Raw genomic sequence first — 26,175 nt, 5'->3', positions numbered from 1 at the left:
TGTTTAGCAGCGACGCCTGCAATGGTATGATCGCCGCCATGAAAGACTCCTCCGTCAAGGCGCCCGCGCGCGCGACAAGGCGCAGCGCGAAGGCGGCTGACGCAGCGGCCCCCTCGGCTCCACCGGCCTCTCCGGCCCCGAAGTCCCGTTCCCCACGCAAGGACGCGGCGCCCGCCGCCGGCACGCGCCGCAAGAAAGCCCCGGTCCAGGTGCGCGCGCAGTTGCTGCAAGCGGCTTCCGATATCGCCACCGATCAAGGCGTGCCCGCCGTGACGCTCGACGCCGTGGCCGAACGCGCGGGCGTGACCAAGGGCGCGCTGCAGTATCACTTCGCCAACAAGCAGGGCTTGCTCGATGCGCTCTTCGAGCAGACGCTCACGCGCTTCGAGCAGCAGATGCACACGCGCATCGACGAAGGCGTGGCGCAGGGCGCGCCGAAACACGGCGCCGCCGCGCGCGCCTACCTGCACACCACGCTCGACGAAACGAGCCCCGCTGCCAGCACCAACGTGCTGCGCGTGCTGGTGGCCGCGATGATGACGGACCCCGCGATTCGCGAGCGCTACGCCGCGCCCATGCGCAAGTGGACGCGCCCCGACCCGCTGCCGCTCGAAGCCGCCGCGCGGCTCATGATCTGCCGGCTCGCGGCGGACGGCCTGTGGATCTCCGACCTGCTCGGCTACCAGAACATGCCGCCGCGCCTGCGCGCCGAAGTGGTGCGCCAGCTGGAGCAACTGGCGCTCGTGAAAGACTGAAGAAAGCACGCGCCAGGGTTCCCCCGGAGCGCCGCGCATTCACGCCCGGCGCACTATGCCGAAATCGTCACCGCGCATGGGTCGTTCGAGCAAGACGGCCAAAATGGCGCGACCTACGATTGTCGCCATGAAAACCCTGACCGTTATCGACTCCCACACGGGCGGCGAGCCCACGCGCCTCGTGATCGCCGGCGGCCCCGAACTGGGCCGCGGCCCGCTCGCCGAACGCCTCGCCGTATTCCGTCGCGACTTCGACCGCGTGCGCGCGGGCGTCGTCAACGAGCCGCGCGGCTCCGACGTGATGGTCGGCGCGTTGCTATGCGAGCCGCATGATCCGTCCTGTTCCGCGGGCGTGATCTTCTTCAACAACGTCGGCTTTCTCGGCATGTGCGGGCACGGCACCATCGGCCTCATCGTGTCGCTCGCGCATCTCGGGCGCATCGCGCCCGGCGTGCATCGCATCGAAACGCCGGTCGGCAACGTCGAAGCCGAACTGCACGCCGACGGCAGCGTCACCGTGCGCAACGTGCCGGCGTATCGCTACCGCCAGGGCGTGCCGCTCGACGTGCCCGGCTTCGGCCGCGTGCACGGCGACATCGCCTGGGGCGGCAACTGGTTCTTCCTCGTTGCCGACCACAACCTGACGCTCGAAGCGCGCAACGTCGAAGCGCTCACCGAAGCCACGTGGGCCATGCGCCAGGCGCTCGAGGCGAACGGCATCACCGGCGCGGACGGCGCGCTGATCGACCATATCGAACTGTTCGCTCACTCGGACGTCGCGGGCATCGACAGCCGCAATTTCGTGCTGTGTCCCGGCAAGGCCTACGACCGTTCGCCGTGCGGCACCGGCACGAGCGCGAAGGTCGCGTGCCTCGCAGCGGACGGCACGCTCGCGCCCGGTGCGCAGTGGCGCCAGGAAAGCATCATCGGCAGCGTGTTCGAAGCCTGCTATGAAATCACGCCCGATCTCCCCGCGGGCCATGTGCGCCCGAGCATACGCGGCAGCGCGCATATTAGCGCGGAATCCAAACTGATTTTCTCCGATGACGATCCGTTCGCGTGGGGCATTCCCGCGTGATGCAAGGGTCGAGCGGTCAATACGATGTCGTCGTGATCGGCGCAGGCATCGTGGGCGCGGCTTGCGCGCACGAACTCGCGGCGCAGGGCCTGAACGTGCTCGTCATCGAGCGCGCCGGCATAGGCGGCGGCGTGACGGCCGCCGGCATGGGCCACCTCGTCGTGATGGACGACACGCCCGCCGAATTCGCGCTGAGCGCATGGTCGCTGGCGCTGTGGCACGCGCTCGCGCCGCGCCTCGATGCGCGCCATGCGTTCCTGCGCTGCGGCACGCTCTGGGTCGCCGCCGACGAGGAAGAACTGGCGCTCGCGCAGACGCGTCAGCAGGCGCTGCAACGCCAGGGCGTGGCGTGCTCGATACTGGCCGCGCGCCAGTTGCGCGAAGCGGAACCGGGGCTGCGCAAGGGCCTTGTGGGCGGCATGATCGTCGACAACGACGCCGTGGTTTATGCGCCTGCCGTAGCGGCATGGTTGCTCGAGCAGCCGGTCAGCGGACGTTTGACGTGCCGCACGCAAACGCAGGTCGCGCGTATCGATCGCGCGGGCGTGCACCTCGCCGATGGCGAGGTCGTCGGCGCTGGCGCAGTCTTGATCGCAAACGGCCTCCAGGCGCTCGAGTTACTGCCGCGCCTGCCGCTGCAGGCGAAGAAGGGCCACCTGCTCATTACCGACCGCTATCCCGGCACGATTCGCCACCAGATTCTCGAACTCGGCTATATCAAGAGCGCGCACAACGCGAGCGGCACCTCGGTGGCGTTCAACGTGCAGCCGCGGCCGACCGGGCAATTGCTGATCGGCTCGTCGCGCCAGTTCGACAGCACCGACCCCGCCGTCGAGCCGGCGATCCTCGCGCGCATGCTGCGCCGCGCCGCCGAATATCTGCCGCAACTGCCTGCGCTCAATGCGATCCGCGCATGGACGGGCTTTCGCCCCGCATCGAGCGACGGCATGCCGCTGATCGGCCCCGCGGCCTCGTTCGCCGACGACGACAGCCATCCGTCCACGTGGCTCGCCACCGGACACGAGGGCCTCGGCGTCACCACGGCGCTCGGCACCGCGAAGCTGATTGCTGCGCAAATGCTCGGACGCGCCGCCGAGATCGACGCGACGCCCTATCTTCCCGCGCGCTTCGCTGACCAGGGGGCCGTGCATGCCTGAAGCCAATACGACGTTGACGATCGACGGGCGCAAGGTGGGCGTCGCGCCGGGTAGCTCGGTTGCCGCCGCCCTCGCCATTGCCGCGCATGCGGAACACGCGGCGCCCGTCACGCGGCGTTCGGTGAGCGGCGCGCTGCGCGGGCCGTTGTGCGGCATGGGCATCTGCCAGGAATGCCGCGTCACCATCGACGGCGTGCCGCATCGGCTTGCCTGCCAGACGGTTTGCGTCGCGGGCATGAAGGTCGTCACCGGGAATTCGGCACCATGAAGTTCGATATCCTGATCATCGGTGCCGGACCGGCCGGATTGAACGCCGCGCGCATCGCTGCACAGGCGGGCGCGAGCGTCGGCATCGTCGACGACAATGCGCTGCCCGGCGGCCAGATCTGGCGTCAGGGTCCCGGTCATCGCGCCACTGGCCCCGCGCGCGTCGTGCTCGACGCCCTCGCCGCACGCACCAACGTCACGCTGCTGAGCGCAACCCGCATCGTGCAGGCGCTGCCCGGGCGGCAACTGCTCGCTGAAAGCCCCGACCGTGCGCTCACGCTCGCTTACGGCAAGCTCATCGTCGCCTCGGGCGCGCGCGAGCGCTTCCTGCCCTATCCCGGCTGGACCTTGCCGGGCGTCACGGGCGCGGGCGGCTTGCAGGCGCTCATCAAGGGCGGCATGCCCGTGCGCGGCGAACGCATCGTCATCGCGGGCAGCGGGCCGCTGCTGTGGGCCGCCGCCGTGACCGCGCGCCAGCATGGCGCAACGATCGCCGCCATCGTCGAGCAGGCGCCGCCCCAGGCGGTGCGCCGCTTCGCGGCTGGCCTCGTCCATACGCCCGCGAAGCTCGCGCAGGCGCTGCGCATGCGCTTCGACTTGCGCGCCACGCCTTACTGGTGCGATGCGTACGTTGCCGAAGCCATCGGCATGACGCGCGTGACGCAGGCGCGCGTGCGGCGCGGCAACGACGACATGCTGGTCGATTGCGACCGGATCGCGTGCGCCTATGGCCTCGTGCCGAATACGGGCCTCGGCGCGGCGCTGGATTGTCGCCTCGAAACCCATGCGGGCTCTCCCGCCATCGCCGTGAACGAGTGGCAGCAGACCTCCGCCGAAGCCATTTACGCGGCCGGCGAATGCACGGGCGTGGGCGGCATGGAACTCGCAGCAGTGGAAGGACGCATCGCCGCGTACGCCGCGCTCAGCGACCACGCGAACGCCCGGCGCCTGTTCGCCGAACGCGAGCGTGACCGGCGTTTCGCCATGCGCCTGCACGCGGCGTTCGAACTCGCCCCCGCGTTGCGGACGCTCCCGCAGCCCGACACCGTGTTCTGCCGTTGCGAGGACGTCGCGTATCGCGACGTCGCGCGCCATGTGTCGTGGCGCGACGCCAAGCTGCAGACGCGCTGCGGCATGGGCCCCTGCCAGGGCAAGATTTGCGGCGAGGCGGCGGCGTTCTGCTTCGGCTGGCCGCGAAACGGCCAGCGCCCGCCGTTCTCGCCCGCGCGCATCGACACCTTGCTGCACGCAGAAACGGCGCAATAGCGCCACAGCCGTTTTTTGTTGCAGATGCGCGCGCGTGCGCAAATCGGCACAATGGTACTTTCCGCCGATCCCGCCCCAAGCGCCTCGCGATGCCCGAACTGGTCCTGCCCGCCGCCCTCGAAAACGCCACGTTTGCGCAGATGGTCGCGCATTTCATCATGCTCGAACCGCTGTTCGACGCCATGCCCGACGTGGTGTTCTTCGTGAAGGATCACGAGGCGCGCTACGTGATCGCCAACACCACGCTCGCCGCGCGCTGCGGTTTCAAGGAAAAGCGCGCGCTGCTCGGCAAGACGGCCGAGCAGGTCTTTCCCTCGCGCTTCGGCCACAGCTATACCGCGCAGGACCAGGCCGTGGTGCGGCTCGACAGCAGTCTCATCGACCAGCTCGAACTGCATCTGTATCCGGGCCGGCAGCCGGGCTGGTGTCTCACCTCGAAAGTCCCGCTGCACGACGCGCGCGGCCGCGTGCTGGGCGTGGCGGGCATTTCGCGCGATCTGCAGGCGGCCGAAGGCACGCATCCCGCTTACCAACGGCTCGCGGTCGCCGCGAAGTACATCCAGGACAACTATGCGCAACCGCTCAAGCTCGCGCACCTGGCGAAGCTCATCAACATGTCGGTGGCGCAGATCGAGCGCTACTTCCACAAGATCTTTCACCTCACGCCCCGCCAGATGCTGCTGAAAACGCGTCTGGACGCGGCCTCGGTGCTGCTCGCGAGCGACCTGAGCATCACCGACATCGCCACGCAGTGCGGCTATAACGATCACAGCGCATTCACGCGGCAGTTCAAGGCCACGGTGGGCGTCACGCCGAGCCAGTATCGCGCGCTGCTGCAAACGCCCGCAAGCGCGCAGGCGTCCGGCGCTTGAGCCTCGCGCCCAGGGTTGTCCCTGGACTGCTTTAAGAAAGCGCTGGACTATGCAGATTTCGTCTTTTTGAGGCGCGAAAGGCCCCAAGCGTCAAACGATCTGGACAGCGATACTTCACTCATATTCAACAGGTACCGGCGCGAGCCGCTACGCATTCAAGGAGTGAGTCACAGTGAGCGCTATCCAGTGGAGCGGGGTGTTTCCCGCCGTCAGCACGCAGTTCAAGGCGGACTTCTCGGTCGATATCGACGCCACGCACCGGGTGGTGAGCAATCTCGTCAAGGACGGCGTGTCGGGCCTCGTGGTGTGCGGCACCGTCGGCGAGAACACCTCGCTCGCGACGCATGAAAAGATCGCAGTGATCGAAGCCGCGCGCGACGCGGCAGGCGGCAAGGTGCCGGTGATCGCGGGCATCGCCGAATTCACCACGGCGTTCGCGCGCCAGACCGTGAAAGAAGCGGCGCGCGTGGGCGTGGACGGCGTGATGGTCATGCCGGCGCTCGTGTATTCCTCGAAGCCGCACGAAACGGCCGCGCATTTCCGCGCCGTCGCTTCCAGCACCGACGTGCCGGTGATGGTCTACAACAATCCGCCGATCTACAAGAACGATGTGACGCCCGACATCCTGATCGCTCTTCAGGATTGCGAAAATATCGTCTGCTTCAAGGATTCGTCGGGCGATACGCGCCGCTTCATCGATTTGCGCAACGCCGTGGGCGACCGCTTCGTGCTGTTCGCGGGCCTCGACGACGTGGTGGTCGAAAGCGTGGCCGTGGGCGCGCAAGGCTGGGTCTCGGGCATGTCGAACGTGTTCCCGAAGGAAGGCGAAACGCTGTTCCGCCTCGCCAAGCAAAAGCGCTTTGACGAAGCGCTCGCGCTGTACCGCTGGTTCATGCCGCTGCTGCACCTCGACGCGCGCCCGGACCTCGTGCAATGCATCAAGCTGTGCGAGGAACTGGTGGGCCGCGGCAGCGCGGTCACGCGGCCGCCGCGCCTGCCGCTCGAAGGCGAAGCGCTCGCGCATGTGAAGGCCGTGGTCGAGAAGGCGCTCGCCACGCGCCCCGCCCTGCCGGACGTCGGTCTGTAAGCGTCACGCATTCAGCGCGCCTCTCTCCCAATCCTCATTCGAATCACCGAAACCGGGCCACGTTGGCCCGGTTTGTTTTTTTACACGGGATGCCATGTCCGCCACCATCGTCCTCACGCTCGACGAAGTCTTCACGCTCTCGCGTAACGTGCTGCTGCGGCACGGCATGTCCGAGGCGCACGCCGATGCGATCGCGCGCGTCATCACGCAAGGCCAGCGCGACGAATGCCATTCGCATGGCATCTATCGCCTGCTCGTCTGCGCACGCTCGCTCAAGAGCGGCAAGGTCGATGCGCGCGCCGAGCCCACGCTGCGCGATATCGCGCCCGGCGTGCTGGGCGTGGACGCGCACTATGGCTTTTCGCTGCTCGCATTCGAAAACGGCCTGCCCGTGCTGGCGCAGAAAGCGCGCAGCCAGGGCATCGCGGCGATGGCCATCAATCATTGCTTTCATTTTTCGGCGCTGTGGCCCGAAGTCGAAGCCATCGCGGCGCAAGGGCTCGTAGGCATCGCCATGAATCCGAGCCATAGCTGGGTCGCGCCGGCCGGCGGCACGCGCGGCGTGTTCGGCACGAATCCGCTCGCGTTCGCGTGGCCGCGCGAAGGCGGCCTGCCGTTCGTGTTCGACTTCGCCACGAGCGCGATTGCGCGCGGCGACATCGAACTCCACGCGCGCGAGGGCAAGCCCATTCCGCCGCATTGGGCGCTCGACCGCGACGGCCAGCCCACCACCGACGCGCGCGCCGCGCTGGACGGCGCGATGCAGACGTTCGGCGGCCACAAGGGCTCGGCGCTCGCGGCCATGATCGAGCTGCTCGCGGGCGCGCTGATCGGCGACCTCACGAGCATGGAGTCGCAGGCCTTCGACGGCGGTGCGGGCGCGAGCCCTTGCCATGGCGAACTCGTCATCGCCATCGATCCCCGGCGCTTTGGCGACGACGGTTACGCAGCCGGCCAGGCGCGCGCCGAGCGGCTGTTCGCCGCCATCACCGATCAGGGCGCGCGCTTGCCGTCGCAGCGCCGTTTCGAGGCGCGCGAGCGCAGCGAACGCGATGGCGTGACGGTGCCGCGCACACTTTATGACGATGTGCTGAAACTCCTCGACTGATTGCCAGGCTCCCTTTCAGCGTGCCGCTTAAGCACCGGTTAAGCCGGGATGAGCGACAATGTAAGGCTGGAAATTGGGGGAGCGAGCGATGCGCCTGTTGCTGGTGGAAGACGACGAAATGATTGCCGAAACGGTGCTCGATTCGATGCGCCGCGAGGGTCATGCCGTCGACTGGGCGCGCGACGGGCGGGAAGCGGAGCTGTCGCTCGACAACGACGTGTACGACCTCGTGCTGCTCGACCTCGGGCTGCCGAAGAAGGACGGGATCGAGGTGCTGAACGGCTACCGCCGCAAGGGCGGCGAAGCGGCCGTGCTGATCCTGACCGCGCGCGACTCGGTGACGGACCGCATCGCCGGGCTCGACGCCGGCGCCGACGACTACCTGATCAAGCCCTTCGATCTCGACGAGCTGGCCGCCCGCACGCGCGCCATGCTCCGCCGGCGCACGGGCCAGAAACAGCCCGTCTACACGCACAGCGGCCTCGCGCTCGACCCCGCCGCGCACGAGGTGACGAAAGACGGCGAAAGCGTCGCGCTCGTGCCGCGCGAATTCGCGCTGCTGCGCGTGCTCATCGAGCAGCCTGCGCGCGTGTTCACGAAGGCCGAACTCGAAGAGCGCATGTACGGCTGGGGCGAGGAAGTCGGCAGCAACGCGATCGAGGTGCATGTGCACAGCTTGCGCCGCAAGATCGGCACCGACCAGATCGTGACCGTGCGCGGCGTGGGTTACCGGCTCAAGAGATCGGAATGAACTCCATCCGCCGCCGCCTGCTGGGCTGGCTCATCTGCGGATTCGCGGCCGCTTCCCTCGTGGCCGGCTTCGGCATTTTTCACAGTGCGCGCGAAGAAGCGGGCGAGCTGTTCGATTACGAGCTGCATGCCGTGGCGCAATCCATGCCCGCGAGCGCCGCGACGGCACGCGAGGTGGAGCAGTCCGGCCCCGGCTTCGACGAGATCGCCGACGACCGCATTCTCATCCAGATCTGGGACCGCGACGGCAAGCTGGTTTACCGCTCGCAGGAAACGCCCGTGCTGCCGCGCCAGGCCACGGGCTTTCGCACGATCGAGCACGACGAGGTGCATTGGCGCGTGTACGGCATCGCGCAACCGGACCGCTTCGTTCAGGTCGCGCAGCCCATTTCCGTGCGCGACGGGCTGGCGCTGCACCTCGCGCTGCATACGTTGTGGCCGCTCGCCCTGCTCGTGCCGGTGGCCATCGTGCTGCTGCTGTTCGTGGTGACGCGCGGCCTCGCGCCGGTGGGCGCGTTGTCGGCGCTGCTCGCTTCGCGCTCGGCGCATGAACTGGAGCCGTTGCGCCTCGACGGCTCGGTGCCCGTCGAACTGCGCCCGCTCGTCGTCGCGCTCAACGATCTGCTGGACCGCCTGAATACGGCCTCGCAGGCGCAGCGCACCTTCATCGCCGACGCGGCGCACGAGCTGCGCTCGCCGCTCGCCGCGCTCAAGCTGCAATGGCAGGCGGCGCTGCACGACGGCACGCTGAACGGCGAGCCGCGCACGCTCGATCGCATGCAAACGCGCCTGAACCGTACGATCCGCCTCGTGCAGCAATTGCTCACGCTCGCGCGCGAAGATGCGCAAGCGAGTACGCCCGCCACTGTCGTGAGCCTGCGGCGGCTGGGCGAGCAGGCCATCGGCGACTTCTCGCTGCTCGCGGAAGAGAAAGGCATCGACCTGGGCCTCGAGTCGCGGCCGCCCGTGACGCCCGAGTGCATCTGCAACGTGAACGCCGACGCGCACGGCCTGAACACCCTGCTGAACAACCTGCTCGACAACGCGATTCGCTACACACCGGCAGGCGGCAAGATCGATCTCGTGCTCACGCGTTCGCAGGACGCGCTCGGCTTCGAAGTCATCGACAACGGGCCCGGGATTCCCGAAGCCGATCTCGAACGCGTGGTCGACCGCTTCTTTCGCGGCGACCATGCCCAGGGCACGGGCAGCGGGCTCGGTCTCTCGATCGTGGCGCGCATCGCGCAGCGTCATGGCCTGACGTTCACGCTGCGCAACAACCCGGGCGGGCGCGGGCTCACGGCTGCGGTGAGCGGGCTGCCTGCACACGACAGCCCGGCGACCAGCACGAATGCGCCCGCCAGCCGAACCGCGCGGGCGACGAGCGATTCGGCCTAAGGTGCAGGGACGCCCTGCACCAGTTCCAGCACCCGATAGGCGAACCGCACGCGCGACTCGGTGGGGTGATTGCGGTTGGCGAGAATGACGATGGCCGTCTTGCGCGAAGGCTCGAACGCCAGATAGCCGCCAAAACCATTGGTCGCGCCCGTCTTGTCGAGCAACACGTCGGGCTGCGGCGGCAGCGGCGGGATCAACGCCGTGGCCGGGTTGTCCTCCAGCACCATCACGTTCGCGTTGCCTTTCACGAGATCGTTCAGGCCCACCGGCTGCGTGTATTGCTCCCATACGAGGTCCTGAATGAACGGCCCCGTGCGGAAATAGCCCACATGCGTGGCCTCCAGCGCGCGCTGCAACTCCGGCTCCACCACGACCTGGCCCAGGTTCGCTTCGAGAAAGCGCAGCATGTCGCGCGTATCCGATTTCACGCCGTAGGCTTCGTCGGCGAGCACGCCGGGATTCAGGCGCACCGGCGCGTCCTTGCTGTTGTAGCCCTGCGCGTAGGCCGCGCGCTCCGATGCCGGCACGCGGATGAACGTGTGCGCGAGCCCGAGTTTCGGAAAGAGCAGCTTCTCCACGGCATCCGGGTAGCTCATACCGAGCTGCTGCGCCGTGATGCGCGCGAACATGCCGATGCTCGGGTTCGCATAGGTGCGCTGCGTGCCCGCCGGATAGCGCGGCCGCCATGCCTCGAGCCACGCCGTCAGCTGCGTGTCGTTCGTGACTTCGTCGGGCACCTGCAGCGGGAAGCCGCCGCCGGTGTGCGTGCCGAGATTGACGAGCGTCAGCGCGCCAAACGGCGTGCCGCGCATCTCGGGCAGATAGGTGCTCACCGGCGCATCGAGCGAAAGCTTGCCGGTCACCTGCGCCCACCCGCCGAGGGTGGCGGCAAACGTCTTGCTCATCGAACCGAGTTCGAACAGCGTCTCGTTCGTGACCGGCGCGCCCGTTTCCTTCGACGCGACGCCGAAGTTGTAGAAGCGCTCCGTGCCGTTCACGGCGACGCCGATCGCGAGACCGGGGATGCCGTTTTCGCGCATGAACGCAAGCGCGGCTTCGCGGATTTGTGCGTCGCTGCCGGCGGCGGGTTCGGCGGCAATAGCGGGACTGCTGAGGGCGATGGCGAACAGCAGAGCACCGGCACCGCCCCTCACGAGTGAACGAAGCAAGATCGCCTCCTTACGCGCTGCGCAAAGCCGTGATCTTACCCGGTCTCTACGCAACGGCCTCCGGCGAGGCGACCCGGTGCTTGCGAACTTACTCGGCGTACTCCGGGCTGCGCTGCAGTTCACGCACCGCGCCAGCCGTCTGCTCTTCGCGCATGCGCGGGGCATGAACCGGCATAACGGTCCCGTCGGCTTGCCCGCGCGCGCCGCCGCGCACGAAGCGGCGCCCTTCCCGGCCATACACGGCATCCGGCTCGGGGAAGATCGTCAGCAGTACGACATAGATCATGCCGCCCACCGCCAGCGAAACCGGCACGCTCAGATCGAGGCCGCCCGCCAGCGAGCCAAGCGGACCGACGAATTGCCCCGGCAGATTCACGAACGAAAGACCGAGGAACGCCGCCGGCAGCCACGCGCCCATCGCGCGCAGATTCCAGCCGTGCGTGAACCAGTAGTGCCCGCCACGGCCGCCGCGATTGAAGACCTGGAGGTCGTCGGCGAGATAGTGGCCGCGGCGCGTCATGAAGCCGATCACCATGATCGCCATCCACGGGCAGCTGAACGTGCAGATCAGTGTGGAGAACGTCGAGACGCTTTCGACGAGATTGAACGCAAAGCGGCCGACGAAGATGAAGCCGATGGCCAGCGTGCCGATCAGCATGGTCGCGCGCACGCGGTTCAGGAGCTTCGGGAACATGCTCGACATGTCGAGGCCGGTGCCGTAGAGCGCGGTCGTGCCAGTGGACATGCCGCCGATGATCGCGATGAGACAGGTCGGCAGCAGAAACCAGCGCGGCGACACGGCCAGCAGCCCGCCCACATAGTCGTTCGAGGCGATATAGCTCGGCGCCTTCGTTGCAATGAGCGTGGCCGTGACGAGGCCGAAGAAGAACGGCACGAAGGTGGCGATCTGCGCGGCGAATACGGCGCCCATCACGCGGTGGCGCGGCGTGTGTTGCGGAATGTAGCGCGCCCAGTCGCCGAGCGTCGAGGCGAACGACACCGGGTTGCTCAATGCGACGAGCACGGCGCTCACGAAGGCCACCCAGAATCCCGCGCCGCCCTCGTGCAGCGTGCCGGCGTAGCCGGGATCGAACGCGCCCGCAAACGCGAAGGCGCCCACCACGAACATGAGGCTCGCTGCCCACACGGCAATCTTGTTCACCCACAGCATGAAGCGAAAGCCGTAGATGCACACCACCACCACGAGCACGGCGAACACCATGTAGGCCGTGCCGAGCGTCCAGGTGTTGACCGGCACGCCGACCATGTCGTGCGCGCCGCCCACGAGTGCGTCGCCCGAACTCCAGACGGCGAGTGCGAAGAACGCGATCGACGTGAGCAGCGCGAGGAACGAGCCCACGATCCGCCCGTGAATGCCGAAGTGCGCCCCCGACGAAACAGGATCGCTCGTGCCGTTGCGCGGACCGAACAGGCTCATGGGCGCGAGAATGCAGGTGCCGGCGAGCACGCCGAGCACGATGGACCACACGCCGGCCTTGAACGAGAGGCCGACCAGCACCGGAAAGCTGCCCAGCACCGAGGTGGAGAAGGTATTGCAGCCGCCGAACAGCAGCCGGAACAGATCGATGGGCCGCGCGTAGCGCGACGCATCGGGAATGCGTTCGAAACCGAATGTTTCGATCTGGGTAATGCTGTTATTGCTCATTGTCTCACTCCTTGCCGCGCCGATCTGGTTGTGTTTGCAAGCAACCGGTCAACGCACTATCAACGTCTCTCGCCCACTTTAATCGATCACAGTGGGCTAATTATTCTGCATTCCATACGTTCACATCTCGCGCAGCCAATGTATGGCGCGCAGCGCTTCTTTCATTCAACGAGCGCTTCGGGCACGGCGGCATGCTGCCCATAGACGCCCAGCAGATCGTCGCAGAACGCGCGCACGATGGGCTTTTCCGCCGCGCTGCGCTTGACGGCCAGATGCATCGGCACGTCGAAGCCGAACGTGGTGCGTCCGAGCGCCCGGATGAGGCCGCGCTGCTCGAACGGCTCGGCGTGATGCGCAGGCAGATAGCCGATATGGCTGCCCGACAGGATCAGGACCGTGGCGGCGTCGATGCTGTCGGCAATCGCCGTCACCTGCCGGTCGCCGATACCGGCCAGCTCCTCCGGTATCGGATAGCTGCGCCAGACCCAGTCGTGCTCGCGCAGGTCATCGACATTGACGTGCGGGGCATGGTGGAACAGCGCATGCCCGCGCCCGCAGCACAGCACCTGGCGCTCGTTGAACAGCTCGGTGTAGTCGAGGCCCGCCACGCGATGCCAGAAGTAGCCGATCGCAATGTCGAGGTGATTGTTGACGAGGCTTTCCTCGAGTTCCTGCGGCGCCGCGACCTTCATCGTGAAGCGCACGGCCTGATCGCGTTGGCGGAATGCGCCGATCGCTTCCGCGAGCCGCGCGTTCTCGACATGCGAAGCCTGGCCAATCAGGCCGATGCCGAGCGTGCCGACGAGCTTGCGGTCGATATCGCGCACCCGCGCGACGAACTCGGTGGTGGCCGCAACGAGCGCGCGCGCTGAGGGCACGAAACGTTCGCCCTTCGACGTGAGACGAAAGCCGCCGCGCCCGCGCTCGCAGAGCTTGAAGCCCACGCGCGCTTCGAGCGCCGAGAGCTGCGTGCTGATGGTGGACTGCCGCACACCGAGCGTCGCTTCGGCCGCGGTGATGCCGCGCGCGTCCACCACGGCGAGAAACACGCGGATAAGCCGCAGGTCGAGATCGGAGGTATTGGAGAACATGCCGCTCATCCTTCACATCGGAAAGCCCATCGCCTTGATACCCTTGATCCACGCGCGCTTCCAGCCGCCTTCGGCGTCGGCGCCGTCGAACGCATGGAACGTCACCTTGGCGGCCAGCCAGCGCACCGGCTCCGGGGGGATATAAGTCGGGCTCTGGTTGGCGATATCGAGCGCGCGCTCGGGGCTGTTGCGGTCGAACAGGATATTCAGGCCCATGAAGGCGCCGAAGCGGCTCGCCGCCACGCCAAAACCCGTGTAGCCCGCCACGAAAACGGCCTTGTCGTTCAGATAGCGCTTCGCGAACACGGAGCCGCGCGAGCAGTAGTCGATCGGGCCGCCCCACGCATGCGAGAAGCGCACGTCGGCAAGCTGCGGGAAGGTGCGGTAGAACGCCTGCGCGAGCCGATAATAGGTCTCGGCCTTCTGGTCCTGCGGAGGATTCGGATCGCCGTCGAAGTGATAGCTCACGAGTCCGCCGAAGATGATGTTGTTGTTCTTCGTGAGGCGGAAGTAATTGAGCTGCGTGCGCGTGTCGTAAATGCCCTGGCGATTCTTCCAGCCGATACGCGCGAGCTGTTCTTCGGTGAGCGGTTCGGTGGCGAGCACGTGGTCGCGCACCTGCAGCACGCGCCGGTTGATATCGGGAATGCCGACCTTCGCCGTACCGCTGCCGAACACCACGCGCGGTGCGCGCACGCTGCCTTCGGGCGTCTTCACGTAAACAGTCTGGCCTTCGTCGATGACATCGATGAGCGGCGTGTGCTCGTAGAGCTTCACGCCGAGCGAAAGCGCCGCGCGCTTCAGGCCCCACGCAAGCTTGGCCGGATGCACGATGCCGCTGCGATTGCGCGACCACAGCGCGCCGGCGAACAACGGCGAATCGAGTTGCTCGCGCGTCGCTTCGCCGTCGAGCAGCACGACGTCGTGCCCGTAGCGTTGGTGCAGCTCGTAGTCGCCGCGCAAATGCTCGATATGCTCGGGATCGACCGCCACGGTCATTTCGCCGTTCCATTCGATGTCGGCGTCGATGTTGTAGCGCTTCAGCGTTTCCTCGAAGCCGTCGAGATTGTGATGGCCGAATTCTTCGAGTTGCGCAATATCGTTGGGGAATACCCGGACGGCATTGGGCAGTCCATGCATCACCGAAGTCGAGATGATGCCGCCCGCGCGGCCCGACGCGCCGTGCGCAACCTTGCCCGCCTCGATCAGCACGACGTTCAGATGCGGCATCTGCTCCCTGGCCTGCACGGCGGCCCAGAGCCCCGTGAAGCCGCCGCCGACGATCAGCAGGTCGGCCTCCACGTTGGCGGTGAGCCTGGGTTCGGTCGGCGGCTCGGCGGGGTTGTCGAGCCAGTACGGAAAGAACCGTGTGCGCGAAAGCGCCTCTTGCACGCCGAGCGTGACGCCCGGGCGCGATTCGACTTCAACTTCTGCAGGGGTACTCATGATTGGCTTCACTGCGCGGAACGGGAGAAACAGAGCCGCCTCCCGCAGGAGGCAGCCCGCCATGGTCCTTAGGCCTGTTCGAGCACGACGTAGAACTTCTTCGCGTCTTCGAGGGTTTCCCAGCGGCCTGCAAAGCCGGCGGGCAGGAGGTAGCCCTGGCCGGCCGCAAATTCCTTGCGGGCGCCGTTCGCGTCGGTCAGGGCGATCTTGCCTTCCACGAGCCATACCGCTTCGTCGGCGGTCGTGGCCGGAAAGTCCACCGCGCCGACCTTGCCTTCCCACCAGCCGATCACATAGTTATTGTTCTTGCCGACGGTCGCGCGCCAGTCGCTTTCGTCCATGCCATATTCCAGCCTGGTGAATTCGCCGATGCCAGCGCCCAGCGGCACGATGTCCTGAATCAGTTTGCTCATTTGCGTCGCTTCCGGTTGATTGATTGAGTGACGCCAAAGTTACCGACTGGCGCCGTTGCGGTATGCCCCCCCTCAGGGGGGGCAAGCGGTGTTTTGCTGCCCGATTTGGGCATTTTTGGCGGCCAATAGCCTTCGGCTATAATGAATCAGCCATTACGAATGGGCGTGCCATGCTGCTCAACGTCCCCGCGCTGAACCGCGATCAACCGAACTTTCCGCTCTCGTTCAAGACCCTCGGCAACGTGATCGAGGCCGTCGGCACGCCCGATTTCGTGCCGCGTCTCACGCTGCTGCTCAACGAAGTCGTGCCCGTCAATGTCGTGCATATCGAGCGCTCGCGCGCGGACAGCACGATGCCCACGGGCTTTCGTTGCGAATGGATCGGCAGTGGCGGGGTCGGAATGGATTCGGGCGCGATCTCGGACGTGATGACCCTGTATTACGACCGCTTCTACGAAAGCGATCCGCTGTTCGCGGGCATTCGCGGCAAGCTCGGCACGATGCTGGTGGTGCGCGACATCGGCGCGATACCGCCGGGCGAATTCCGCCAGCGGCTCTTCGACGAGGCGCGCATTGCCCACGAATGCGTGCTCGCTCGCGGCACGCGCCACGCGCAGGACTCCATCGCGCTCGAACGCGGTCTGCGCGAACCGCCGTTTACGCTCGTGGAAATGAACCGTTTTCGCAGCGTCAGCGAGTTTCTGTTTCCGCTGCTCGAACTGCACGCCTCCACGAGCGCGGCCCGGCGCATCGCCCATGCGGCTCCCTTCATGCATCCGCTCGCGCAGTTCGACGCGCGTATCGCGGCAGACAACGTGCGCCTGTCCAAACGCGAATACGAAACCTGCGCCCACCTCATCACGGGCAAGACCGTGCCCGAAGCCGCACAGATCCAGGGCGTGCAGGTCGCTACCGCCGAGTCGTACGTGAAGCGCGCCTTCGCGAAACTGGGCGTGCGCACCAAGCGCGAGCTGATCGCCTGGGGCCACGCCGCGGTTTAAGCAGGCCGTTTAACCGCGGCGTTTGACCGATTAAGGGCTTGCATACATCGATTTCCATCGATGTAAACATCTCAACTTCCATATCTGGCCGCGCGGGATCTCCCCTACCATCGCCCGATCGATTTGACTCTAACGATCGGAGACACACCAGATGGAGCGCCAGTTCAACCAGCCGCTGGGCGGCAACGAGATGCCGCGGTTCGGCGGCATCGCCACGATGATGCGCCTGCCGCAGGCCGAGACCACCGAGGGCCTCGACGTCTGCTTCGTGGGCGTGCCGCTCGATATCGGCACCTCGAACCGCTCGGGCACGCGCTTCGGGCCGCGCCAGATCCGCTCGGAATCGGTGCTGCTGCGCCCGTACAACATGGCCACGCGCGCGGCGCCGTTCGATTCGCTGCAGGTGGCCGATATCGGTGACGTCGCAACGAACCCGTATGACCTGAAGGATTCGATTCGTCTGATCGAAGCGGCCTACGATCGCATTGTCGAGACGGGCTGCCGCCCGATCACGCTCGGCGGCGACCACACGATCGCATGGCCGATCCTGCGCGCGCTGCACAAGAAGTACGGCAAGGTCGCGGTCGTCCATATCGACGCTCACGCCGACGTCAACGACACCATGTTCGGCGAAAAGATCGCGCACGGCACGCCGTTTCGCCGCGCCGTCGAGGATGGCCTCCTGCAATGCGACAAGGTCACGCAAATCGGCCTGCGCGGCACCGGCTATCACGCCGAAGATTTCGACTGGTGCCGCAAGCAGGGTTTCACCGTCGTGCAGGCCGAGGCCTGCTGGAACCGCTCGCTCGCGCCGCTCATGGAAGAGGTGCGCGAGCGCGTGGGCGACACGCCCGTGTATCTGAGCTTCGATATCGACGGGCTCGATCCCGCCTTCGCGCCCGGCACCGGCACGCCCGAGGTGGGCGGACTGACCGTGCACCAGGGCCTCGAAATCGTGCGCGGCATGAAGGGGCTCAACGTGGTGGGCGCCGATCTCGTCGAAGTCTCGCCGCCGTACGACCAGGCCGGCACGACCGCGCTCGTGGGCGCGAATCTGGCCTTCGAAATGCTTTGCATCATGCCCGGCGTGGCTTACCGCTAGGGCGCGAGGAGACACATCATGGCTACGAAAAATGAACGTCAAATCGCCGAACGTCGGATCGACGGCGAGGCCTTTGTGCTGCCCGCCGCCACGATTGCGGGCGCAACCTTCTGCGCGGCGGACAACGAAGTGTGCACGCGCATCTGCAATGCGGCCACGGGCGCAACGATCGGCTGGCAGGAGCACGCCACAGCCGGGATGGTCGATCGCGCCGTGCACGCCGCGCACGATGCACTCATCGCGTGGCGGCACACGACGCCCGCCGCGCGCGGCAAGCTGCTGCGCAAGATCGCTGAGTTGCTGGAAGCCGACCGCGCACGCCTCGCTGCCATGCAGATGCAGGTGAGCGGCAAGCCGCCGTTCGAAGCGGACCTCGACGTGAGCGACGCCATCGCGACGTTCAACTATTACGCGGGCCTGTGCGAAGACGCGTCGGTGTTCGCCGCCGAACCGGTCGCGCTGCCGGACGATGCGCTGCTGGCCGAACGCATGCACGAACCGGTGGGCGTCGCGGCGCTGATCGTGCCGTGGAATTTCCCGATGGTCACGACGGCATGGAAACTCGCACCCGCGCTGGCCGCGGGCTGCACGGTCGTCATCAAGCCTTCGGAATTCACCTCCCCCACCGAGCACATGCTCGCCGCAATCGTGAGCGAAGCGGGCGTGCCCGATGGCGTCGTGAACGTGGTCAACGGCGGCGGCGAAGTCGGCGCCTGGCTGACGGCGCATCCGCTCGTCGACAAGATCTCGTTTACCGGCAGCACGGCGTCGGGCCGCAAGGTCATGCAGGCCGCGGCGCAGGACATGAAGCGCCTCACGCTCGAACTGGGCGGCAAGTCCGCGCTGATCGTGCGCGAAGACGCCGATGTGGCGCAGGCCGTCTCGCTCGCGGTGGGCGGCGCGTTCACCAACGCCGGGCAGATGTGCTCGGCCACTGCGCGCATCCTCGTGCACGACAACGTGTATCGCAAGTTCATGGCCGCGTTCGAAACCGCGGTGCGAGCCGTCGTGGTCGCGCCGCCTCAGGGCGCGGACGTGGCGATGGGACCGCTCATCAGCGCGGCGCAGCACGCGCGCGTGGCCGCGCTCGTGGCGCAAGGCGTCGAAGCCGGTGCACAGATCGCGTTCGCGGGCCAGCTCGATCCCGCCTGCGCCGATGGCTTCTTCATGGCGCCCGTCGTCATTGCGGAGCCCGCGGCGGACAACGTGCTGTGGACCGACGAGATCTTCGGCCCGGTCGCGTGCGTGAAATCATTCCGTTCGGATGACGAAGCAATCGCCCTCGCCAACGATACGCGTTACGGACTGGTCGCCACGGTCGTGACGAGCGACGACAAGGCCGCGCGACGCTACAAGGCGCAGCTGCGCGCCGGGCTCGTCTGGGTCAACACCCCGCAACTGATCTTTCCGCAAGTGTGCTGGGGCGGCTTCGGCCTGAGCGGCATCGGCCGCGAACTGGGCGTCGCGGGCTTGCGCAGCTACCAGGAATTGCGGCACACGGTCGGCCTGCGCGCCTGATCGCTTGATGCCGGCTGCATGCCCGCCTCGCGCGGGCTCGATCGCGGCCTCGCACGCCACGTGCGCGGCCGCGACGCTTTGACGGGCGGCGCTGCCGTAAGCGGCGCGGCGGGGGTGCGGTCTGCGTGGCATAATCCCCGCAATATTTCCGCCACTTCACGCCGTGCGCCGATTCCATCTCAGGCTGGGCAGTCTACTGGGGACGCTTGCGCTCCTCATGGCGACGCTCGCGCCCGTGGTTTCGCACCTGCTTGCCGCCCAGGCCATGCAGATGGCGCCCGGCACGGTGGAACGCGCGCCCTGCGGCATGCCTTCGATGGAGCACCACGTGCACGGCGCGAGCGGCACGGCGGGCGCGCACGCCACGTCGGGCGACATGCAGGACTGCGGCTATTGCAGCTTCTTCGCGCACCTGCCCGTCGTGTCCGGCGTACCCGTGGCGCTGTTCGTCGTCGGCCGGCTCGTGCAGGCACGTATCGCGGCGCAGTTCGAGAGCGTTCGCCTCGTCGCGCCCGCGCGCCACATCCACGCACGCGCCCCACCCCTGTCCTGACTCGATCGATCATGCCAATCCCGGACGATGCGCCCAGCGTGTCGCCGGGTCTGCCCGCGCGCCGCCCTGGCTCGCGCGCGCGCCTCGCTCCTCGACAGGACAACTCATGTCTGACCAATCGCCTTCCAGCCGCATGGCGCCGGGCGTTCTTGCCAACCTTCGCGCACTGAGCCGGCTCCTCGGCTGCGCGCTGCTGCTCGGACCGTGCGCGGCCCATGCGCACGCCATCGCGGGCGACCGCGTGTTCCCTTCCACGCTCTCCGTCGACGACCCCGGCGTAGGCGACGAAGCCAACTTCGAATTCGGGCACCAGCGCGTGCCGGGCGACGCCGGCGACCAGAGCATCAACACGTTCAGCTTCGAGTACGACAAGCTCATCACGCCGCGGCTCGCCTTCTCGGTGGACGGCGGCTACGTCATGCAGAACAACCCCACCGCGCGCGGCTTCGACAACTTCGGCGTGGGGCTCAAGTACCTGCTCTACGTGAACGACGCGCATGAATTCATGACCTCGGTCGGCGTGAACGCCGAACTCGGCGGCACGGGCAGCCGCGCGATCGCCAACAACTTCTCGACGATCTCGCCCACGGTCTTCGCCGGCAAGGGCATGGGCGATCTGCCCGACTCGCTCGCATGGCTGCGGCCCATCGCCATCACGGGCGAAGCGGGACCGTCGTTCACGACCGGCGGCGGCCAGCCGAACTCGTTCGACTATGGCTTCACGTTCCAGTACAGCCTGCCCTACCTGCAACAACACGTGCACGACCTCGGCCTGCCGCAGCCGTTTTCCAACCTGATCCCGCTGGTCGAAGTGCCCCTCTCGCGCAGCCAGGGACAAACGACCGGGACCGTCAACCCCGGCTTCATCTGGATGAACCGTTACGGCCAGCTCGGCATCGAAGCGCAGATCCCGATCAACCGCGCAAGCGGCTCACACGTCGGCATCCTCGCGCAGGTGCACATCTTCTTCGACGATGTCGCGCCGCGCACGATCGGCAAGCCGCTGTTCCAGTAAGCCAGCACAATCACACAGGAATATCGCCATGAAACTCGCTACTTTGCGCACGGCCGTCGCTTCGATCGCGCTGCTCGCCGCCCACCTCGCGTGGGCGCACGCTTATCCGAAGCATCAGGAACCGCCCGCGGGATCGACCGCGCCGGCCACGCTCAACGCGGTCGTGATCGACTTCGACGACGGGCTCGAGCCCGCCTTCAGCTCCATCGACGTGACCGACGCGCAGGGCAAATCCGTCATTCGCGAGAAGGCCAAGGTCGATGCGGGCAACAGCAAGCGCATGTCGGTTGCGCTGAACGCACTGACGCCCGGCAAGTATTCGGTGGTGTGGGTCGCGGTTGCCGCCGATGGGCACCGCACGACCGGACATTACTCGTTCGACGTGAAGTGAACGGGTAACGACAAGAGGAGACCATGCTGCGAGTTCTTGCGTATTCGCAGCGTGGCTCGTTCGTGGTTATCTGGCGGGGCGCCGACTCAATGCGGCGTGGTGGCGTTAAAGGCTCCGGGCGAGCCGTTCAAGGCGTCGTACAGCTCCCCAACGGGCAAATCGCCGATTTCGTTGTGGATATAGGCGTTAAACGTACGATCGTAGAGCGCGCGCCCGGCGTCGGTTTCCATCGTCATGTCGAAGCCGTTGAGAACCAGGCCGGCGATTTCGTCGGCTTCGAGCAGGATGTGTTCAGCTTTCTTTCGTTCCATGGTAGTGCTCCGGTACAGCAGGATCAGGCAATTTTAAGGGGAACGGCGCAGAAATGCTGACGAAAAAAACGGGGGCGATTCGATTTCGTTCCCGCAATGCGGCATGCGCCGACGCCTCGAAATGCTTAGTTATCCGATTAATTTCCGAAGCGCCCACACCCTGACGGTTTGGACAGCCCGGGCGCGGGCACACCCAGGACCCTGCAAGAAATCGAACGGCGGGCAGGCAGAGATGCATGGCGGCACGTGCGGGAAAACGCTAATGCCCCGCCAGCCTCCCGCTATCCAGCTGCAAAAAGTGCCATCGAATCTCCCTTTTGTATAGGGACGCGCCTGGTCAGGTCAAATATTCTCTCTCCATCGAAGTGTTCCGTCCGGCGCCGCCCCCTATCCGGGCCCCAGACGGCAAAAATTCAGGGAGAAGGATGTTGGCTCAGAAAGTGCGGCTCAAACTTGCGGTCGGTGAACACCCGCATACCTCGGCAATTCGCAACGGATCGATCCCCATCGAGGGCGTGGACGCCGAATTCGTCACGGTCCAGCCGCAGATCGGCGCATTCCGCCGCATGGTGCGCGACGTCGAGTTCGACGTCTGCGAACTGGCCCCGACCACCTATATCATCGCTCGCGCCTATGGCGCGCCCTTCGTCGGCCTGCCCATCTTCGTCACGCGCCGCTTCCACCACGGCGGCCTGCTCGTGCGCCCCGAAGCCGGCATCAAGCACCCGAAGGACCTCGAAGGCCGCAAGGTCGGCGTGCGCGCCTACTCCGTCACGACGGGCGTCTGGACGCGCCAGGTCCTGATCGACGAGTTCGGGCTCGATTCGTCCAAAGTCACGTGGGTCGTGGACGACGAGGAGCACGTCACGCAACTCGAGTTGCCCGCGAACGTCGTGCACGCGCCGGCCGGCAGCTCGCTTGCCGACATGATGGCGAGCGGCGAACTCGCGGCGGGCTTCGCGGCGGCGGCCGGCATCGGCCGCACGGGCGCACCCACGGGCGGCTGGAAGGAAGTCGAGGCCGATTACCCCGACCTGCTGCCGCACGCCGCCGACCTCGAAAAGGAGTATTACGCGCGCACCGGCATCTATCCGATGCACGGCACCATCGTCGTGAAAGACTCGGTGCTCGCCGAGCATCCGTGGATCGCGAAATCGCTCTACGACGCCTTCGCGCAGGCCAAGCAGGAATGGCTCGCGCGTCTCGACGCCGGCGAAGCCGTCAGCGCCGGGGACAAGAAATATCTGGAACTGCGCAAGATCGTCGGCCACGACCCGCTGCCCTACGGCATCGAGGAAAACCGCAAGACCATCGAAGCGCTCGAAGCGACCGCATTCAAGCAGGGGCTCACGCCGCGCCGCATGAGCATGAACGAGCTGTTCGTCGACCCGCCGGCCCGCTGATCCGCAGGAACAGACCATGATCATCGATTGCCACGGCCACTTCACGACCGTTCCCGCCTCGTTCAGGAACTGGCGCGCCACCCAGGTCGAATTCGCCAACGACCCGACCAATGCCCCTTCGCGCGCCGGCGCCTGGGTCAGCGACGAGCAGATCCGCGAAGCCATCGGCAACGGCCAGCTCAAGCTGCAGCGCGAACGCGGCAGCGACCTCACACTGTTCTCGCCGATCGCCGGTCTCATGAGCCACCACCTCGGCAACGAGCGCACGAGCCTCGAGTGGGCCGAGATCTCCAACGATCTCGTCTACCGCGTGACCGAGATGTTCCCGGACAACTTCGCGCCGGTCTGCCAGTTGCCCCAGTCACCGGGCGTGGCGCCCGCCAACAGCGTGGCGGAGCTGCGCCGCTGCGTCGAGCAGATGGGCTTCGTGGGCTGCAACCTGAACCCGGACCCGAGCGGCGGCTACTGGACCGGCAAGCCGGTGACGGACCGCGAGTGGTATCCGCTCTACGAGGCGCTCTGCGAACTCGACGTGCCCGCCATGATCCACGTGGCCGCGTCGTGCAACCCGTGCTTCCACGGCACCGGGGCACATTATCTGAATGCGGACACCTCGGTGTTCATGCAGATTCTGCAGTCGGATCTGTTCAGGGACTTCCCGACGCTGCGCCTCGTGATTCCGCACGGCGGCGGCGCGGTGCCCTACCACTGGGGCCGCTACCGCGGCATGTCGCTCGAAATGCGCGACCGCCCGCTCGAAGGACTGCTGAACAATATCTTCTTCGATTCGTGCGTGTATCACCAGCCGGGCGTGGAACTGCTCACGAAGGTGATCCCGTCGAGCAACGTACTGTTCGGCTCGGAGATGATCGGCGCGGTGCGCGGCAAGGACCCCTGCACGGGCCACTACTTCGACGACACGAAGCGCTACCTCGACGCCTGCCCGGCGCTCACCGACGAGGACCGCTTCAGGATCTTCGAAGGCAACGCCCGCCGCGTCTATCCGCGACTCGACGCACGGCTGAAGGCGCGCGGCAAATGATTTTCGCTCCTCCTGCAGGCACTCGAAAAACAACCGGGACACCCATGCCATCCCCAATCGTTGATATTCACCCGCACATCATTTCCGGCAACGAAGACCGCTATCCGCCCGCGCCCCTCTTCGGCAAGCGCTCGGAGTGGTCGCAGGAGCGCCCCACCACCGTCGAAACGTTGATCGCCGCGATGGACGAAGCCGGCGTGGGCAAGGCCGCGGTGGTGCATTCGTCGACCACCTACGGGTTCGACAACAGCTATGTGGCCGACAGTTGCGCGCGCTATGCGGATCGCCTCGTGGCCGTGGGCTCCGTGGACGTGCTGCAGCCCGACGCGCCGCAGCGCATTCGCGAATGGGTCGAGCGCGGCCTCGAAGGGCTGCGCCTCTTTACCGGTGGCAGTACGAAGGAATTCGACCCGAGCGAGCTGGACGATCCGCGCGCCTTTCCGGCGTGGGAGTTGTGTGCGGACCTCGGGCTGCCGATGTGCATCCAGACGGGTCCGGTCGGTCTGCCGCAGGTCACGGCGCTCGCCAGGCGCTTTCCGGGCGTGCCCATCGTCCTCGACCACCTTGGCCGCCCCGATGTAACCGATGGCGCGCCGTACGCGAAGGCGCAGAGCCTCTTCGACCTCGCGCAGTACGAGAACATTTTCCTGAAGCTCACGCCGCGCATCTTCGGCGACGTGAAAAAGGAGCGCGCGAGCGCCGAGACGTTTTTCCCGCGCGTGGTCGACACCTTCGGCGCACAGCGTATGGCGTGGGGGTCGAATTTTCCCACTTCGCCGGGTACGCTGCAGGACATTCTTGCGACGGCGCAGGCCGGGCTGCAATGCCTGAACGCGGCCGACCGTGCGTGGATTTTCGGCAAGACGGCACTCAAGCTGTATCCGGCGCTGGTCTGAGCCGATGCCGCCAGCCGGCGCCCATTGCGGTCGGGCGATACGCAACCTGCGCGCCGTCCGGCCATGTAACAGAATCGATCGAGGTACGAAAAAGCAGATGGAGACGAGCAAAACAGAATCGAGCGTCGTGAGCAACTGGGGCGTGCTCGCCCTGCTCGCGATTGGCGTGTTGACGTCCTTTATCGACCGCACCAGCATTTCCAGCGTCCTTGCGGATAGTCACTTCATCCAGCACTTTGCGCTGACCAACGTCGACCGCGGCTGGATCAACTCGGCGTTCTTCTGGTCGTATGGGCTCTTTCAGGTGCCAATGGGCTGGATCTCCGACCGCTACGGCGTGAAATGGCCCTATGCGATCTGCTTTGCACTGTGGTGTGCGGCCACTGCGCTGATGGGCGCCGTCACGACGCTGGCAGGCCTCGTCGTCATGCGCCTGCTCGTTGGGATCGCCGAAGCGATCGTGATCCCGGCCAGCTACCGCTGGATCCGCAACAACTTTCACGAAAGCCAGAGCGGCCTCGCCGTGGGCGTTCTCGCCATGGGCAACAAGTTCGGCCCGGCAATCGGCGCGCCGGTCGCCGCGTGGTTCATCGTCAACTATTCGTGGAAGGCGATGTTCGTCGCCACCGGTCTCGTCGGGCTGCTCTGGCTCGTGCCCTGGCTGCTCCTCGTGCGTAACGACCTGCCCTCGCGCGACACCGTGCGCCAGGCCAATCGCAGCGCCCGCACGGTGAGCTTCGGCAGCATCCTGTCGAGCCCGGTGGTGTGGGGCGGCATGATCACGAACTTCTGCTACGGCTACTTCACGTTCTACTGCATGACGTGGATGCCCGCTTACCTCGTCGAGCAGCGCGGCCTGTCGATCGGCAAATCGGGCATCTTCACGTTCTTCAGCTTCGCCGGCATCGCGATCGTCGCGGCCATTGCGGGCTGGGCGGCGGACCGCATCATCGCGCGCGGCGGCAATGCGATCTTCGTGCGCAAGGCGTTCATCATCGCGGGCTTCTTTGGCGGCTGCACGGTCCTGCTGGGCGCCTATGCGAACACGCTCGAAACCGCCCTCTTCTGGAACGTGCTGTCGCTTTCGCTGCTCGGCCTGACTACCGCGAACAATCTCGTGCTGTCGCGGCTCACCTTGATCCCCAAACAGACCGTGGGCCTCGTGACCGGCGTGCAGCAGGTCGCGACCAGCCTCGCAGGCGGCGTGGCCGCAAGCCTCTCGGGCTGGCTGCTGCATGTGGGCGGGAGCTACGACCTGCCGATGATGGTGATTTTCGTGTTCCTGCTGGTGGGCGCGGCGGCCACGGCGATCCTCTATCGCCCCGACTGGGCGCCGAAGGTCAGCGAGCCGCAGCGCGAACTGCGCGAGGCGTGATCCTCGCGGCAAACGAACCATCGTAGTCCAAAGCAAAGAAACAGT

General features: G+C 66.5%; 26 protein-coding genes. 20 read left to right on the top strand and 6 right to left on the bottom strand.

The window, feature by feature from the left end; translation table 11 throughout:
• Nucleotides 1–38 precede the first annotated feature (38 nt).
• The 10 genes from AB4Y35_RS03245 (at nt 39) to AB4Y35_RS03200 (ending at nt 9,738) form a co-directional block, all read left to right on the top strand.
• Nucleotides 39–755 carry a TetR family transcriptional regulator gene (locus AB4Y35_RS03245; protein WP_368688159.1) on the top strand — a complete coding sequence of 239 codons (717 nt, stop codon included), beginning with the start codon at nt 39–41 and terminating at the stop codon, nt 753–755.
• Nucleotides 756–873: 118 nt separating this feature from the next.
• Entirely contained in the window at nt 874–1,833 is a 960-nt protein-coding gene (locus AB4Y35_RS03240) for a 4-hydroxyproline epimerase (protein ID WP_368703836.1), read from the top strand.
• On the top strand, nt 1,833–2,990 hold the full coding sequence (locus AB4Y35_RS03235; protein ID WP_368703835.1) for an NAD(P)/FAD-dependent oxidoreductase: 1,158 nt from the start codon (nt 1,833–1,835) through the stop codon (nt 2,988–2,990). The genes AB4Y35_RS03240 and AB4Y35_RS03235 overlap by 1 nt, the downstream gene beginning before the upstream one ends.
• Nucleotides 2,983–3,258, top strand: coding sequence for a 2Fe-2S iron-sulfur cluster-binding protein (locus AB4Y35_RS03230; RefSeq protein WP_368703303.1), 276 nt, complete (start codon nt 2,983–2,985; stop codon nt 3,256–3,258). Before AB4Y35_RS03235 ends, AB4Y35_RS03230 begins: the two co-directional genes overlap by 8 nt.
• The gene (locus AB4Y35_RS03225; RefSeq protein WP_368703302.1) at nt 3,255–4,523 is read left to right on the top strand and encodes an FAD-dependent oxidoreductase; all 1,269 of its coding nucleotides are present in this window, start codon (nt 3,255–3,257) and stop codon (nt 4,521–4,523) included. The genes AB4Y35_RS03230 and AB4Y35_RS03225 overlap by 4 nt, the downstream gene beginning before the upstream one ends.
• An 89-nt stretch (nt 4,524–4,612) precedes the next feature.
• The gene (locus tag AB4Y35_RS03220; RefSeq protein ID WP_368703301.1) at nt 4,613–5,395 is read left to right on the top strand and encodes a helix-turn-helix domain-containing protein; all 783 of its coding nucleotides are present in this window, start codon (nt 4,613–4,615) and stop codon (nt 5,393–5,395) included.
• Between the two features lie 172 nt (nt 5,396–5,567).
• Entirely contained in the window at nt 5,568–6,482 is a 915-nt protein-coding gene (locus AB4Y35_RS03215; RefSeq protein WP_368703300.1) for a dihydrodipicolinate synthase family protein, read from the top strand.
• Between the two features lie 94 nt (nt 6,483–6,576).
• The gene (locus AB4Y35_RS03210; RefSeq protein ID WP_368703299.1) at nt 6,577–7,590 is read left to right on the top strand and encodes an Ldh family oxidoreductase; all 1,014 of its coding nucleotides are present in this window, start codon (nt 6,577–6,579) and stop codon (nt 7,588–7,590) included.
• 88 nt (nt 7,591–7,678) lie between these two features.
• On the top strand, nt 7,679–8,341 hold the full coding sequence (locus AB4Y35_RS03205; protein WP_028203032.1) for a response regulator: 663 nt from the start codon (nt 7,679–7,681) through the stop codon (nt 8,339–8,341).
• Nucleotides 8,338–9,738, top strand: a complete 1,401-nt coding sequence (locus AB4Y35_RS03200) for an ATP-binding protein (RefSeq protein WP_368703298.1) — start codon at nt 8,338–8,340, stop codon at nt 9,736–9,738. Before AB4Y35_RS03205 ends, AB4Y35_RS03200 begins: the two co-directional genes overlap by 4 nt.
• Here AB4Y35_RS03200 and ampC read toward each other — a convergent pair.
• The 5 genes from ampC to AB4Y35_RS03175 all read right to left on the bottom strand — a co-directional run bounded on the left by ampC (nt 9,735) and on the right by AB4Y35_RS03175 (nt 15,523).
• Nucleotides 9,735–10,907, bottom strand: a complete 1,173-nt coding sequence (gene ampC, locus AB4Y35_RS03195) for a class C beta-lactamase (RefSeq protein ID WP_368703297.1) — start codon at nt 10,905–10,907, stop codon at nt 9,735–9,737. The two genes, AB4Y35_RS03200 and ampC, sit on opposite strands and share 4 nt — an antisense overlap.
• Nucleotides 10,908–10,995: 88 nt before the next feature.
• Nucleotides 10,996–12,573 carry a cytosine permease gene (locus tag AB4Y35_RS03190; RefSeq protein WP_368703296.1) on the bottom strand — a complete coding sequence of 526 codons (1,578 nt, stop codon included), beginning with the start codon at nt 12,571–12,573 and terminating at the stop codon, nt 10,996–10,998.
• Between the two features lie 161 nt (nt 12,574–12,734).
• The gene (locus tag AB4Y35_RS03185) at nt 12,735–13,664 is read right to left on the bottom strand and encodes a LysR family transcriptional regulator (protein ID WP_368703295.1); all 930 of its coding nucleotides are present in this window, start codon (nt 13,662–13,664) and stop codon (nt 12,735–12,737) included.
• A 12-nt stretch (nt 13,665–13,676) separates the two neighbouring features.
• Complete coding sequence (locus AB4Y35_RS03180) at nt 13,677–15,110, bottom strand: NAD(P)/FAD-dependent oxidoreductase (protein WP_368703294.1); 1,434 nt, start codon at nt 15,108–15,110, stop codon at nt 13,677–13,679.
• A gap of 68 nt (nt 15,111–15,178) precedes the next feature.
• On the bottom strand, nt 15,179–15,523 hold the full coding sequence (locus AB4Y35_RS03175) for a cupin domain-containing protein (RefSeq protein ID WP_368703293.1): 345 nt from the start codon (nt 15,521–15,523) through the stop codon (nt 15,179–15,181).
• A gap of 170 nt (nt 15,524–15,693) precedes the next feature.
• On the opposite strand from AB4Y35_RS03175, the gene AB4Y35_RS03170 reads away from it, so the two are divergent.
• From AB4Y35_RS03170 to AB4Y35_RS03145, 6 genes are all read left to right on the top strand, one after another.
• Nucleotides 15,694–16,524, top strand: coding sequence for a helix-turn-helix transcriptional regulator (locus AB4Y35_RS03170; protein ID WP_324154439.1), 831 nt, complete (start codon nt 15,694–15,696; stop codon nt 16,522–16,524).
• Nucleotides 16,525–16,675: 151 nt separating this feature from the next.
• Entirely contained in the window at nt 16,676–17,626 is a 951-nt protein-coding gene (gene speB / locus AB4Y35_RS03165) for an agmatinase (protein ID WP_342918618.1), read from the top strand.
• Nucleotides 17,627–17,644: 18 nt separating this feature from the next.
• A complete protein-coding gene (locus AB4Y35_RS03160) occupies nt 17,645–19,144 on the top strand; it encodes an aldehyde dehydrogenase family protein (protein WP_368703292.1) in 1,500 nt (499 codons plus the stop codon).
• Between the two features lie 163 nt (nt 19,145–19,307).
• Nucleotides 19,308–19,697, top strand: coding sequence for a DUF2946 domain-containing protein (locus AB4Y35_RS03155; RefSeq protein ID WP_368703291.1), 390 nt, complete (start codon nt 19,308–19,310; stop codon nt 19,695–19,697).
• A 133-nt stretch (nt 19,698–19,830) separates the two neighbouring features.
• The gene (locus AB4Y35_RS03150) at nt 19,831–20,712 is read left to right on the top strand and encodes a hypothetical protein (protein WP_368693402.1); all 882 of its coding nucleotides are present in this window, start codon (nt 19,831–19,833) and stop codon (nt 20,710–20,712) included.
• Between the two features lie 28 nt (nt 20,713–20,740).
• Entirely contained in the window at nt 20,741–21,103 is a 363-nt protein-coding gene (locus AB4Y35_RS03145; protein ID WP_069266144.1) for a copper resistance protein CopC, read from the top strand.
• An 86-nt stretch (nt 21,104–21,189) separates the two neighbouring features.
• Here the strand turns inward: AB4Y35_RS03145 and AB4Y35_RS03140 are convergent, their stop codons facing one another.
• Nucleotides 21,190–21,414 (bottom strand): hypothetical protein, encoded by a 225-nt coding sequence (locus AB4Y35_RS03140; RefSeq protein WP_368703290.1) that lies wholly within the window; start codon nt 21,412–21,414, stop codon nt 21,190–21,192.
• Nucleotides 21,415–21,839: 425 nt separating this feature from the next.
• Here AB4Y35_RS03140 and AB4Y35_RS03135 point away from each other — a divergent pair, with 425 nt between their 5' ends.
• The 4 genes from AB4Y35_RS03135 (at nt 21,840) to AB4Y35_RS03120 (ending at nt 26,130) form a co-directional block, all read left to right on the top strand.
• Entirely contained in the window at nt 21,840–22,817 is a 978-nt protein-coding gene (locus tag AB4Y35_RS03135) for an ABC transporter substrate-binding protein (RefSeq protein WP_368703289.1), read from the top strand.
• 16 nt (nt 22,818–22,833) lie between these two features.
• Nucleotides 22,834–23,859 carry an amidohydrolase family protein gene (locus AB4Y35_RS03130; RefSeq protein WP_368703288.1) on the top strand — a complete coding sequence of 342 codons (1,026 nt, stop codon included), beginning with the start codon at nt 22,834–22,836 and terminating at the stop codon, nt 23,857–23,859.
• A gap of 44 nt (nt 23,860–23,903) precedes the next feature.
• On the top strand, nt 23,904–24,755 hold the full coding sequence (locus tag AB4Y35_RS03125) for an amidohydrolase (protein WP_368703287.1): 852 nt from the start codon (nt 23,904–23,906) through the stop codon (nt 24,753–24,755).
• Nucleotides 24,756–24,852: 97 nt separating this feature from the next.
• Entirely contained in the window at nt 24,853–26,130 is a 1,278-nt protein-coding gene (locus AB4Y35_RS03120) for an MFS transporter (protein WP_368703286.1), read from the top strand.
• Nucleotides 26,131–26,175 lie beyond the last annotated feature (45 nt).

The sequence above is a fragment of the Paraburkholderia sp. EG286A genome (assembly GCF_040965375.1).
Classification (GTDB): Bacteria; Pseudomonadota; Gammaproteobacteria; order Burkholderiales; family Burkholderiaceae; genus Paraburkholderia.
Note: the sequence above shows the minus strand (reverse complement) of the source record. Positions and strands in the feature narration are given on the sequence as shown.